Genomic DNA, 14,575 nt, shown 5'->3' with positions numbered 1-14,575 from the left:
ACAATTAATAAATTTCAAAAAAATGAAAAATCTAATCCTTTCAGCCATAGCAATGGCATTTGTACTAGTTTCTTGTAACCAAAAAAATAAAGAAGCTGTAACAACTGATTCACAAAAAACAGAAAGTACTACACAGTTGTACTCGTGTCCCATGCACCCTGAAGTAACAGGAAAAAAAGGAGAAAAATGTTCAAAATGCGGTATGGAATTAACCGAACCAGTTGCACAAAACGAAGCAGCTCATGATCATACTGATGGTAATCACAGTCACGATGATGCGACAGCAGTTGAAGTAAATACTAAAGCTACAGCGGTTACCCAAACAACATTTTCCACAGATGAAATAATTTTTAATTATTTAAAAGTAAAAAACGCACTCACAAAAGACGATACAAAAGAAGCAGCCAATGCGGGTAAAGCATTATATGCCACTTTTAATAAAGTCAATACTAATTCAATAGATCCAAAATTGAAAACAGAATTTATTGATATCGCCGATGATGCCAAAGAACACGCAGAACATATTGGTGCTAATTCAGGTAAAATTGACCACCAAAGAGAACATTTTGCAATGTTAAGTAAAGATGTGAATGATTTGATAAAAACATTTGGAGCAAAACAAAAATTATATCAAGACGTTTGTCCTATGTATGATGAAGGAAAAGGGGCGGTTTGGATAAGTGAAAGCAAAGAAATAAAAAATCCTTATTACGGTTCGAAAATGCTTACTTGTGGTTCTATAAAAAAACAATTATAAAGTGAAAAAAATCATCAAGAAAATACTCATAATTGGGTTTGTCATTTTTTTGTTGATGCAATTATATCAGCCTGCTCGTAATGAAAGTTATGAACAGGCGGATATAACTGCAAATTTCACAACAATGTACGATGTTCCTAAAAACGTTGAAACTACCTTACGTACATCTTGCTACGATTGTCACAGTAACAATACCAACTATCCATTATATTCTTACATGCAGCCAGCACGGTTTTTTATGGAAGAACACATTAAAGATGGTAAGAAAGATTTGAACTTTAATGAGTTTGGTAGATATTCCAAACGAAAACAAGGAAACAAATTAGAAGCTATTGTCAAACAAATAAAATCAGATGAAATGCCTTTGGCATCTTACACATTAATTCATAAAAATGCCATTTTGACGTCAACTCAAAAAGAGGAAATAATCAATTGGATTGAAAAAACGAAAGATAGCCTTTCAGAAGAATAATAAATATTATGGTAGAAAAATTAATATCCTTTTCACTAAAAAACAGATTTGTAGTCTTACTCGTCTCAGCTTGCTTGCTCGCTTGGGGTATTTATAGCGTGCAACAAAACCCTATTGATGCCATTCCTGATTTATCGGAGAATCAAGTTATTGTATTTACAGAATGGATGGGAAGAAGTCCACAGGTCATCGAGGATCAAGTCACTTATCCATTGGTCTCCAACTTACAAGGAATTCCAAAAATCAAAAATATTCGTGCCTCCTCTATGTTTGGGATGAGTTTCGTATACATCATCTTTGAAGATGATGTCGATATCTATTGGGCAAGAACTCGGGTTTTAGAAAGATTAAATTATGCCCAACGATTGTTGCCTCAAAATGTAGTGCCCACATTAGGCCCCGATGGAACTGGAGTAGGACATATTTTTTGGTATCATTTAGAGACTAACGGTATGGACTTGGGAGAACAAAGAGCCTTGCAAGATTGGTACGTAAAATTTGCATTACAAACTGTTCCCGGCGTGGCTGAAGTAGCATCATTTGGTGGGTTTGAAAAACAGTACCAATTAGTGTTAGATCCACTGAAAATGCAGTACTACAAGGTGAGTATGATGGAAGTGATGAATGCAGTGAAAGCAAATAACAATGATGTTGGCGGACGAAAATTTGAGATGAGCAATATGTCTTATATAGTTAGAGGTTTGGGTTACATAAAAAACATAAAAGATGTAGAAGACATTGCTGTAAAAAATTATAATTCTGTTCCAGTGAAAGTAAAAGACATTGGCTCGATACAAATGGGTGGCGATTTGCGCTTGGGAATTTTTGACGAAAATGGAACAGGTGAAGTTGTAGGAGGAATTGTAGTGATGCGTTATGGTGAAAATGCAGATGAAGTGATAAAAGCGGTTAAATTAAAAATGAAAGAAGTCGAAAAAGGATTACCTGAAGGCGTTTCTTTTAAAACGTCTTATGACCGAAGTGAATTGATTGAAAAAGCTATCGCATCGGTTAAAGGAACTTTAATAGAAGAAATGATTGTTGTTTCAATTGTTATACTCCTTTTTCTTTTTCATTGGCGAAGTGCCTTAATTATCTTAATACAATTGCCTATATCGGTGGCTATTGGCTTTATTTTGCTTGAAGCCTTTGGGATATCCTCTAATATTATGTCATTAACTGGGATTGCATTAGCTATTGGTGTTGTCGTCGATGACGGAATTGTTATGGTGGAAAATGCGTATCGAACAATTTCGGAGAAACAGGAAGAAATGGAGAGCAATCAGAATAATTCGGAAATAAAATGATAGATAAAATAAAAAATATATTCAAGAAAGAACACGACCCCTTATCTTCTGAAGAAAAGTTACAACTTATAGAAAAATCTTCAAAATTAGTTGGTCCAGGTGTCTTTTATTCAACACTAATTGTGATCGCTTCCTTTTTACCAGTATTTCTTCTCACGGGTATGGAAGGTAAATTGTTCAGCCCATTGGCTTGGACAAAATCATTTATACTAATAGTCGATGCTTTTTTAGCGATTACCCTTACTCCTGTTCTAATTAGTTTTCTTCTTAAAGGCAAACTTCGTCCAGAAAACAAAAATCCAATTAACAAAAAACTGGAAAGCATTTATACTCCTATTTTAATTTTTTGTTTAAAATGGAGGAAAACAGTATTGGGTATTAATATAATTGCACTCTTGATTGGCGTTTTGATGTTTACCCGTTTAGGGACCGAATTTATGCCCCCTTTAGATGAAGGTTCCGTGCTTTTTATGCCTGTAACATTACCAGATGTATCCAATTCTGAGGTAAAAAGAATTTTACAAGTGCAGGACAAATTGATAAAATCGATACCCGAAGTGGCTCATGTTTTAGGTAAAGCCGGACGCGCTAACACAGCAACCGATAACAGTCCCATAAGCATGATTGAAACGATTGTTTTACTAAAACCCCAACACGAATGGAGAGAAGACAAAACGAAATCCGATATTGTTAATGAAATAAATAATAAACTTCAAATTCCAGGAGTTACGAATGGTTTTACACAGCCCATCATTAACCGGATTAATATGCTAGCTACTGGTATTAGAACCGATGTAGGAATAAAGATTTACGGAGCAAGTTTAGACACTATTAATGTTTTATCTCAAAAAATAAAAAAAGCCCTTGAAGGTACTTCTGGCGTAAAAGATTTATATGCGGAACCAATTACTGGCGGAAAATACATCGATATTGAGGCGAAAAGAGAGGCTATCGGCAGATACGGACTTACAATAGATGATATAAATAACGTAGTAGAAGCTTCTATTGGTGGCATGAAACTTACTACAACCATCGAGGGAAGACAACGATTTTCTGTAAATGCAAGATATGCTCAAGAATACAGAAATAGTATTGAGGCATTAAAAAAACTCCAAGTGCAAACAATGGAGTTTGGTCCTATTCCATTAGAAGCCGTCGCCGATGTAAAAATAAGCGATGGTCCTCCCATGATAAATAGCGAAAATGCAATGCTACGAGGTAGTGTACTGTTTAATGTGCGAGATCGTGATCTAGGAAGTACAGTAAAAGAAGCGCAAGAAAAATTGAATGCAATGATCACAAAAATGCCAAAAGGCTATTATGTGGAGTGGAGCGGACAGTGGGAAAACCAAATCAGAGCCAATAAAACATTACGCCTGATTTTACCTGTAGTTGTCATCATTATTTTCCTTATTCTTTACTTCACCTATCGTTCCATGAAAGAAGCACTGATTACAATGATAACCGTACCGTTTGCTTTGATTGGTGGGATTTTTATGGTCTATTTTTATGGAATAAATTTATCTGTAGCCGTTGCAGTTGGTTTTATAGCATTGTTTGGAATGGCAATCGAAACCGCTATGTTAATGACTATTTATTTAAATGAAGCAATGAATAAAATGGTAGAAAAACACGGGAACAGTGCCGCAACAATTACAGAAGCAATTTTGAAACAGTACATTATTGACGGTTCTGCTAAAAGGTTGCGACCAAAATTAATGACCATTTCCGTTTCCTTATTTGGATTAATCCCTATTCTTTGGGCAACAGGAACCGGTGCCGATGTGATGCTGCCAATTACGGTTCCACTCATTGGGGGTACAATTACCTCAACAATTTATGTATTATTAGTAACCCCTATAGTTTTTGAGATGGTGAAACTCCGAGAATTAAAAACAAAAGGCAAAATAGAACTTATAGATGTTAAAGAATAACTATTATATCGCAATAAGCTGTTTGATTTTAAGTACTGCTAATATGGTGGCGCAAACACTTTCGTTGGATGCTGTTTTGACGAATATTGAAACAAATAATCCACAACTAAAAATGTATGATGCTGATATTCAAAGTATGGATGCTGCTGCAAAAGGCGCCAAAAGCTGGATGGCACCACAAGTGGAAACGGGTTTTTTTATGGCGCCTTACAATACTAAAATGTGGAAAGCAAGTGAAATGTCTCCAGGTATGGGATCTTACATGGTGGGCGTTACACAAATGATACCGAATGCCAGAAAACTTAAGTCTGATTTCAATTACATGAACGCAATGTCATCAGTTGAAAAAGAAAATAAAGAGTATACAATTAATCAATTAAAGGCACTGGCAAAAGCAAATTATTACCAGTGGTTGGTTTTAAATAAAAAAATAAAAATAGCGGATGATAATTTATTGCTCTTAGGCTATATGATAAAAAGTATGGAAATACGCTACCAGTACAATATGGATAAATTGCCAACCTATTACAAAGCAAAATCGCAATACAGCGCTTTAGAAAGTATGGTGGTCATGTTACAAAACGATATTTCCCAGAAACGAATTATGCTGAATACTTTGATGGCTAGAGATAAAAACACGTTGTTTAAAATAGATGAAACCTATAAATTAAATGATTTTGACGTCATAAAATCAGATACAACTTCCCTTTCTCAAAACCGAAGTGATGTAAAAGCTATTGAAAAAACAATGGTATTAAATCAATTAAAAATTGAAACCGAAAAAGCTAAATTATTACCGGAATTTGGCGTCAAATATGACCATATGTTTGCCTTTGGAGAACAGCCAAAACAATTTTCTTTAATGGGAATGATTACCATTCCAATGCCTTGGTCAACAAAAATGAATAAAGCCAATATCAACAGTTTTAAAATCAAAAATGAAGGTCTCAACTGGCAAAAGCAAATGATTTTGAATGAAGCGGCAGGTATGATTTCGGGTATGAATACCGAACTGATAAACCTAAAAAAACAATATGATATTGCTGAAAAAAATATCATTCCTGCCTTAAAACGAAATTATGATACGGCAATATTGGCGTGGCAGAATAATACGGGAGATTTGTTTGTAGTTTTGGATGCTTGGGAAGCATTAAATATGGCCCAAATTGATCTTCTGGATAAATTACAAAATATTTTAAGCACACAAGTAGAAATCGAAAAACAACTAGAAATCAAATAATTATGAATAAATATTTAAAATATAGTTTAATTTTAATCGTAATTTCTAGTATAGGATTTGCTGTCTATTTCTTTACAATAAAATCAGACAGTCATTCGGAAATGGAACATCAAAACGAGGTTTATACTTGTTCGATGCATCCCCAAATCATTAGAGATAAACCAGGAAACTGCCCTATTTGCGGAATGACTTTGGTAAAAAAAATAACAGAAAGCCAGGCTGAGGAAGACAATTCTATTGACAATTTTTTGAAACCTACTGATAATTTTATCGTCGGGGATTATCAAACTACAAAGGCCAAAGACACGACATTAAGCAGTGAGATAAACTTACCCGGAATAGTGTCATATGATCCAAATTCCTCCGTAAATATTGCTGCTCGAATAAGTGGAAGAATAGAAAAAATGTATGTCAATTATAAGTACCAAAAAGTAACTAAAGGCCAGAAGTTATTTGATTTATACAGTCCTGAATTATTGACAGAACAGCAAAATTTTATTTATTTAGTTTCCAATGATTCCGAAAACACCGCAATAATTAAAGCCTCAAAGCAAAAATTATTGCTTTATGGAATGACAAATAAGCAAATAAACACATTGTCTTCTTCCAAAAAAGTAAATCCTCAAGTTTCAATTTACAGTCCAGCTTCTGGAATTGTTCAAGGAACAGAAAAAATGGATAATACAAGCAATTCGACAATGCAAAGTGCAAGTAACAATACCGAAATATTGAACATAAAGGAAGGTAACTACATAAAAAAGGGAGAAGTCATTTTTAAATTAGTAAATACCGATAAAGTATGGGGTATTTTTAATGTTAGCCAGGGATACAATAGTCTAATTAAAACCAATCAATCTATTAAAATTACGACAGAATTAGACAAAAACGAATTCATCGATGCACAAATAAATTTTATTGAAACTCAATTTAATCCAGCAGATAAATCCAATAGAATTAGGGTATACCTCAACAACAATAAACTAAAATTTCCCATAGGTCTGCGATTGCAGGGTATTATAAAAACAAATCCGACGAAAGCCATATGGTTAGAAAAACAAGCATTGGTAAGTATTGGCAGCAAGAAAATAGTTTTTTTAAAAATGGATAACGGCTTTAAAGCGACTGCCATAAAAGCAGGAATTGAAATAGATGATTTTATTCAAATTATCAGTGGAATTTCCGTTGAAGATACCCTTGCTAAAAATGCACAATATTTAATTGATAGCGAAAGCTTTATTAAAACCGAAAAATTATGAAAACGATAAAAATAATAGGCATGCTATCACTGCTACTTACCGTATTTATAGCTTGCAATAACAAAAATAAAGAAGACCATAGTGCCCATAAAAATAAAGAAACAATTTTTTACACGTGTTCTATGGATCCTCAAGTAAAGGAAGATAAACCAGGGAAATGTCCCATTTGTCATATGGATTTAACGCCTATGAAAAGTGACGCCACAGCTGCAAATGAGATAAGCTTGAGTAAACAGCAGCTGCAATTGGGGAACATCACCATGCAAACTATTGCAACAACTCAAAGCAGTTTAGAGCAAAACTATACCGGAGTTTTAACAATTAATCAAGAGAAAATTAATACCATTTCTGCCAGAGCAATGGGGCGAATTGAAAAATTATACTTCAAAACAGTGGGAGATTACGTTGCTAAAAACGAACCAGTATATCAATTGTACAGCGAAGATATTGCTATTGCTAAACAAGATTACTTCACAGCATACAAACAACTCACCATGCCGGGTGATTTTGGAAAAAATGCACGTACGATGCTTATTGCTGCCAAACAAAAATTAGTATTCTTTGGTTTATCCAATGCGCAAATTGAAACTATAAAATCGAGTAAAGAAATTTCTCCGTACACTATCTTTTATAGTAATAGCAGTGGAACTATCTCTGAGATAATAGCAACAGAAGGCAGTTATGCAATGGAGGGTGCTGGTATAATTAAATTGGCAAATTTAAATAGTCTTTGGCTCGAAACACAGGTAAATATAAATTATGCAAAAAGCATGCAAATTGGACAAAACGCCACAGTTTCATTTACTGATTTTCCTGATAAATCTTTTAGTGCAAAAATCTCCTTCGTCAATCCTGAAATAAATCCAGATACCAGACTGCTTTTAATTCGAATGGAAATACCTAATCAAAATTTGCTGTTAAAACCAGGAATGCAAGCTATTGCCAGATTGACACAATCCAATATAAAAGGCGTATTTATACCCAGTGATGCGGTCATAAGAGAAGAAAAGGCTTCGTACATTTGGATTGAAAAAAGACCGGGAGTATTTGAAAGCCTAATGGTGGAAACAGGAGCAGAAATTAATGGGATGATTGAAATTAAATCGGAAATCGATCCAACCAAAAAAGTGGTGATTACCGGGGCATACGCCATAAACAGTGAATACAAATTTCGTAAAGGAAATGATCCTATGGCAGGAATGGAAATGTAACATTAGGTGAATGCCATAACCCAAGAAATAACTTAACAACTGTTTCAATAATAAAGGTAGCGACTCAAAAAGTAAGTAATCCAATTGCGGCAGGCGGAAGACCCAATGGCATAAGTATGCATTATGATGGGAATTGGTTTTGATGCTACTTTGCATCATCAAAAACTCAGCTAAAATTTGTAAAAAAGATGCTTGTTTTAAAAGACAAGCATCTTTTATTGTGATTACAATTAAAAATATATAGGTTTGATAATGTGTGAATTAAACAACTTTTATTAAAATTTAGCAATGTTTTTACAAGCTAAAAAGCTACCTTTAAACTGCGAAAATTATTTTGCAATTTAAAGGTAAAAAAGATGAGTCATCAAAAATTTAAAGAGTGTATCGATGCATGTTCAGAATGTGCAGTAGAATGTTCGCATTGCGAAAGTGAATGCCTGAATGAGCAAGACGTAAAGATGTTAGCGCGTTGCATAAAATTAGACCATGATTGTGCAGCAATTTGTTTATTTGCTATGCAGGCGATGGCTAGCGGTAGTGAATTTACGGATAAAATCTGCAAATTATGCGCCGAAATTTGTACTGCCTGCGCCGAAGAATGTGAAAAACATGCACACATGGAGCATTGCAAAAATTGTGCGGAAGCCTGTCGAAAATGTGCTGCTGAATGCAGTAATATGAGTAAAATGTAAGTATTCAAATCTCTTAAATTAAGTTTCGTTTAGAGGAATCATCTAAGAGATTTTAAATAATAAAAATTACGTACTACAAAAACAGTATAAAAAAGGATATTAATTGTTTATCGATTGCTTTATTTACTTCTTTCCGATCCAAAACTACTGTAAATCAAACTCTTTTATTCTGGATATGATCGAAGGTAAAAAAAATGCAATCGCACAAAATGAATGGAATGAATAAAAATATGGATATGTCCAAATAATACAAATAAAAACAACATTAAAATATAAAAAAAATGGAAACTCAAAAAACGTACACCTGCCCAATGCATCCAGAAGTTATTTCGGATAAACCCGGAAAATGCCCCAAATGCGGAATGAATTTAGTGGAGAAAAAAGAATGAAATTTATAGGAGCAACCGACGATTCAAAATATAGTAGTAACCCCAAAAGTAGTTGCAGGTTCACCAAAAAACGTAATACTTCACGAAGTCGAAAAATTTAAAGCTGATTTGATGTTGCTCCTCGTGTTCCATCATTTCGTCTACGTTTTTAATACCGCATCAAATATATGCGTTGATTTGATGACAATAAAACATTACAATCTAAAAGAAAACAAAATTAATGCGTTCGTCATACAAATTAGTTAAGAAATTTTAATAAATAAAGGTTGACTTACTATTTTACATTATTGGTAATCAACAAAATTTATTACTTTTACAATCTTGAAAAAAATAATTGCCATATCATTTCTTTTTGCTTTTTTGTGTGCTAACACAGAGATGGGACAATTATTGAAATTACCCAACTTAATTCAACACTATATTGAACACGAAGAGAGCAATAACAGTATTTCTTTTGTCGATTTTTTGAATATACATTACAATAAAAATACAAATCATTCGGGCAAAAATAAACACGACCACCAAAACTTACCGTTTAAAACAGTTTGTTGCCATTCGGTTAACACCATTATTGCTTTTGAAAATCAGACTTATTTTTCGCTTAGAAAAATAATTTTAATTACTTCAAAAATTAAAATTCCCTTTTGTCAACAATTTTATTCTTCTTTTGCTTTTGCCAATATCTGGCAACCGCCCAAATTATTTTAATGATTCTTTAATGTAGTATCAGTAATTAGAAATTTATAAATTTTACTAATTACTACATTATCATTTACTAATAGTATTTGCTTTTTGCAAACTGCTTTTGGTTATAATTTCATTAATCTAATTAATTATGCTGAATAAAATCATAGAATTTTCAATCAAAAATAAGCTTATCATTGGTCTTTTTATTGTGGCTCTCATCGGATATGGGAGTTATCAATTTACCAAATTACCGATTGATGCCGTTCCTGATATTACAGATAATCAAGTTCAGGTCATTACCTCAGCGCCATCTTTAGGTGCGACCGATATTGAACGACTAATTACTTTTCCAATTGAACAAGCCAACAGTAATATTCCTGGACTGAAAGAAATTCGTAGTTTTTCTCGTTTTGGTTTATCAGTGGTTACCATTGTTTTTAATGATGCAACCGATGTGTACTGGGCAAGACAACAAGTAACCGAACGATTAAGTGCTGTTAAAGACCAAATTCCCACCGGTATTGGAAATCCAGTTCTTGCACCGGTAACAACAGGATTAGGCGAAATTTATCAATATGCGGTACGAACCAAACCCGGTTACGAAAAAAAATACGATATAACTGAGTTAAGAACCATTCAGGATTGGATTGTTCGCCGGCAGTTATTGAGTGTTGAAGGTGTGGCGGAAGTGAGCAGTTTTGGTGGAAAATTGAAACAATTTGAAATAGCCGTTGACCCAAATAAATTGCAATCCTATAATATCACGATTACAGATGTTTTTACTGCTTTAGAAAAAAACAATCAAAATACAGGCGGCGCTTATATTGAAAAAGGGCCTAAAGTTCTATACATTCGAAGTGAAGGATTAATTAATACTATCGAAAACATAAAAGAGATTTCCATTAAAAACACCAGTAATGGAAGCCCCTTATTCATTCGTGATGTAGCTGATGTTCGTATTGGTAGTGCCATCCGTTACGGAGCAATGACTTTCAATAAAAAAGGAGTGCAATCCGGTGAAGTTTCGGGCGCAGTGGTAATGATGTTAAAAGGAGCCAATAGTAATGTGGTTATTAAAAACATTAAGGATCGTATTGCCCAAATTGAAAAAACATTACCCGAAGGCGTTATACTGGAACCTTTTCTAGACCGTACCAAAATGGTGAATAATTCGATTTCAACGGTCGAAAAAAATTTATTAGAAGGTGCATTAATCGTTCTCTTTGTTCTTATTTTCTTTTTAGGAAACATACGAGCAGGATTAATTGTGGCGTCAGTTATCCCTTTGGCAATGTTGATAGCAGTCATATTGATGAACATATTTGGGGTAAGCGGTAATTTAATGAGTTTAGGAGCATTAGATTTTGGATTGATTGTGGATGGTGCTGTTATTATTGTTGAAGCGTGTTTGTTTAGTTTGCACAGCAGGAAAACTGCTCAAATTTCACAACAAGAAATGGACAACACCGTACTAAAAACGTCAATAAAAATGCGTAATGTTTCCGTTTTTGGGGAATTAATTATATTGATTGTGTACATTCCCATTTTTACGTTGCGCGGTATTGAAGGGAAAATGTTTTTACCAATGGCACAAACCATTGCATTTGCTCTGTTTGGTGCTTTTATATTGTCGTTGACTTATGTCCCGATGATGACCGCTTTATTTTTAAATAAAAAAATATCGCATAAAAAAACTTTTTCCGATAGAATGATGGAGAAATTAGAAAATTTCTATCAACCCCTTTTGAACAAAGCATTGGGAATTCCAAGAACAATTATTGCTATAACATTAGGATTGTTTGTTTTAGCGCTGATTACACTTTCGTTTATGGGTGGCGAATTTATGCCCTCATTAGAAGAAGGAGATTTTGCAGTAGAAACTAGGGTTTTGCCAGGAAGTAATTTGCAAACTTCAATGACTGCCATTACACAGGGTGCAAAAATATTAATAGAAAAATTTCCCGAAGTGGAGAAAATTGTAGGCAAAACAGGAAGTAGCGAAGTGCCTACCGATCCAATGCCAATTGATGCAAGCGATATGATGATCATTTTAAAGAACAAAAGCGATTGGACTTCTGCCACAACTTTTGACGAATTATCAGAAAAAATGGCAAAGGAATTGGAAGCTGTTCCTGGGGTTTCCTTTGGTTTCCAATATCCGGTACAAATGCGTTTTAATGAATTGATGACTGGTGCTAGGCAAGATGTGGTCTGTAAAATATTTGGAGAAAACTTAGATACATTGGCTTTGTACGCCCATAAATTAGGTAAAATTGTAACTACCGTAGAAGGAACTTCCGATCTTTATGTAGAAAGCGTTACTGGAATGCCTCAAGTAGTAATTGATTACAACAGAGGTTCCATCGCGCAATATGGTTTAAATATTGAAGATATTAATCGAATTGTAAACACCGCATTTGCAGGACAAAGCACAGGCGTTGTTTACGAAGGTGAAAAACGATTTGATTTAGTAGTTCGCTTAGAAGGCGAAAAACGTCAGGATTTGGCAGATGTTCAAAATTTATTAATCCCAACCTCAACTGGTTTGCAAATTCCTTTATCTCAATTAGCAAAAGTTGAAATTACTGAAGGTCCAAATCAGATACAAAGAGAAGACGCCAAACGAAGAATTGTAGTTGGTTTTAATGTTCGGGGACGTGATGTGCAAAGTATTGTAAAAGAATTACAAAGCAAAGTTGAAACTCAAATAAAATTTCCTGCTGGTTACTATGCAACGTATGGCGGTGCTTTTGAAAACTTAAACGAGGCCAAAAATCGTTTGATGATTGCCGTTCCAGTTTCATTACTATTAATATTTATTTTGCTCTATTTTGCATTCAATTCCGTAAGACAAGGGCTATTGATTTATTCCGCAATTCCACTTTCGGCAATTGGAGGTATTTTCTTTTTAGCGTTGCGGGGAATGCCCTTTAGCATCAGTGCCGGAGTTGGTTTTATAGCCTTATTTGGCGTAGCGGTTCTGAATGGATTGGTGTTAATTGCAGAATTCAACAGCATTCGAAAATCGGGAGAAACTGATTTAAAAGCGATTGTTTTACAAGGAACTAAAATACGTTTACGTCCTGTTTTAATGACTGCATTTGTGGCATCATTAGGCTTTTTACCTATGGCATTAAGCAATGGTTCAGGAGCAGAAGTTCAAAAACCATTGGCAACTGTGGTAATTGGTGGTTTATTAATTGCTACATTCTTAACCTTATTTGTTTTACCAATTTTATATATCATGTTTGAAAAAGGAATTAAATTAAAACCAAAAAAGATAAAATCAATTACAACAATCCTAGTATTGGGATTATTTTTGTCTTTTCAAAATGCAGCTGCGCAAGAAAAAATTTCAATAGAAAAAGCGATTGAAACGGCTCTTTCAAATAATATCAAAATTAAAAACGAAAAACTAAATTCAGAGTACTTGCAACAAATGACCAAAACAGGTTATGATATTTCCAACACGGGAATTATTGGCGAATATGGTCAGTTTAACAGCACCGTAAATGATGTGAAAATTGGTATTTCACAAAGCATAAAATTCCCAACAGTTTACAAAAGACAGCAACAGCTTTTAATAGAAGAAGCCAAAAAAGGGCAATGGAACGAAGCTTTGCAAAGAAAGGAATTGACCAGACAGGTAACAATCGTGTTTTATGAAATGATGTATCTAAAAGAAAAGGAAAAGCTGTTGCTAAAAAGCGATAGTATATATTCTGAATTTTTACGGAAATCAGTACTTCGTTTTGATAAAGGTGAAAGTAATATATTAGAAAAAGCAACCGCAGAAAACCAATCCGGGCAAATAAAAATTCAACTGCTGGAATTACAAAGTGATTACAAAATAATACAATCACAATTCAAGTATTTACTTAATTCGGATAACGACTTTATCCCAGTTTTAGATAAATTCAAAATGGATTTTACCGAAAATTTAGATAAAAATACTATCGGCAATCAACCCAGTATAAAATTATTTGAGCAAGAAGTAAATAGCAGCAAAGCGGAAATTGCTCTTGAAAAATCTAAAAAATTACCAGAATTAATCGGTGGTGTTTATTACCAGACTTTCAAAACAAATGCGGAGATTCAAGACAGTAATAATGGTGTTTATGGACAATTTGGAGTGGCACTTCCAATATTCAATACAGCATTAAATAACAGGAAAAAGGCTTTAGAGATAAATACGCAAATCGCTGAAAATAATTTAAATAATGAAAAACTAAAACTGGAAAGCAAGTTTCAGGAATTAGTCCAAGAATATAAAAAAGATAAAGAAACTATCGCCTATTACGAGAATCAAGCCTTAAAAAATGTGGATTTGGTAACTAAAGCGGCTAATGATAAATTTATCAATGGTGACATTAATTATCTGGAATGGGTAATGCTTATTAATCAGGGTACCGAAATTCAAAGCAAATACATCGAAGCAGTTAGAAAATTAAACACTGCTGTTATTGAAATCAATGCTTTAACTAATTAAAATAGTTTAATTATGAAATGAGCATGACCGTAATTGGGGTCGCAAGCACAAATGATGATATGCAAATTACATATGACCGATTTATTCTCATTGCAGAACATATCGCAATGGCAATGAAATTTTAAAGAACAACCACTATCT

General features: G+C 33.8%; 9 protein-coding genes and 1 pseudogene. All 10 read left to right on the top strand.

What is annotated here, in order from left to right:
- The first annotated feature begins 22 nt into the window (after positions 1-22).
- The 10 genes and pseudogenes from ACNQGJ_RS13920 (at position 23) to ACNQGJ_RS13875 (ending at position 14,434) form a co-directional block, all read left to right on the top strand.
- Entirely contained in the window at positions 23-757 is a 735-nt protein-coding gene (locus tag ACNQGJ_RS13920) for a DUF3347 domain-containing protein (protein ID WP_417973994.1), read from the top strand.
- A 1-nt stretch (position 758) separates the two neighbouring features.
- Positions 759-1,229: a heme-binding domain-containing protein gene (locus ACNQGJ_RS13915; RefSeq protein WP_417973996.1), complete on the top strand. Its 471-nt coding sequence runs from the start codon at positions 759-761 to the stop codon at positions 1,227-1,229.
- Between the two features lie 8 nt (positions 1,230-1,237).
- A complete protein-coding gene (locus ACNQGJ_RS13910; RefSeq protein WP_417973998.1) occupies positions 1,238-2,536 on the top strand; it encodes an efflux RND transporter permease subunit in 1,299 nt (432 codons plus the stop codon).
- A complete protein-coding gene (locus tag ACNQGJ_RS13905; protein WP_417974000.1) occupies positions 2,533-4,470 on the top strand; it encodes an efflux RND transporter permease subunit in 1,938 nt (645 codons plus the stop codon). The genes ACNQGJ_RS13910 and ACNQGJ_RS13905 overlap by 4 nt, the downstream gene beginning before the upstream one ends.
- Positions 4,457-5,710, top strand: a complete 1,254-nt coding sequence (locus ACNQGJ_RS13900) for a TolC family protein (protein WP_417974002.1) — start codon at positions 4,457-4,459, stop codon at positions 5,708-5,710. The genes ACNQGJ_RS13905 and ACNQGJ_RS13900 overlap by 14 nt, the downstream gene beginning before the upstream one ends.
- A gap of 2 nt (positions 5,711-5,712) precedes the next feature.
- On the top strand, positions 5,713-6,966 hold the full coding sequence (locus tag ACNQGJ_RS13895; RefSeq protein ID WP_417974004.1) for a heavy metal-binding domain-containing protein: 1,254 nt from the start codon (positions 5,713-5,715) through the stop codon (positions 6,964-6,966).
- Positions 6,963-8,177, top strand: a complete 1,215-nt coding sequence (locus tag ACNQGJ_RS13890) for an efflux RND transporter periplasmic adaptor subunit (protein ID WP_417974006.1) — start codon at positions 6,963-6,965, stop codon at positions 8,175-8,177. The genes ACNQGJ_RS13895 and ACNQGJ_RS13890 overlap by 4 nt, the downstream gene beginning before the upstream one ends.
- A gap of 356 nt (positions 8,178-8,533) precedes the next feature.
- Positions 8,534-8,869, top strand: coding sequence for a four-helix bundle copper-binding protein (locus tag ACNQGJ_RS13885; protein WP_417974008.1), 336 nt, complete (start codon positions 8,534-8,536; stop codon positions 8,867-8,869).
- 293 nt (positions 8,870-9,162) lie between these two features.
- Positions 9,163-9,252 (top strand): annotated as a pseudogene (locus tag ACNQGJ_RS13880) (heavy metal-binding domain-containing protein); the annotation flags it as partial.
- A gap of 841 nt (positions 9,253-10,093) precedes the next feature.
- The gene (locus tag ACNQGJ_RS13875; protein WP_417974010.1) at positions 10,094-14,434 is read left to right on the top strand and encodes a CusA/CzcA family heavy metal efflux RND transporter; all 4,341 of its coding nucleotides are present in this window, start codon (positions 10,094-10,096) and stop codon (positions 14,432-14,434) included.
- Positions 14,435-14,575 lie beyond the last annotated feature (141 nt).

This window comes from Flavobacterium cryophilum (assembly GCF_048286555.1).
Taxonomy (GTDB): domain Bacteria; phylum Bacteroidota; class Bacteroidia; order Flavobacteriales; family Flavobacteriaceae; genus Flavobacterium.
Note: the sequence above shows the minus strand (reverse complement) of the source record. Positions and strands in the feature narration are given on the sequence as shown.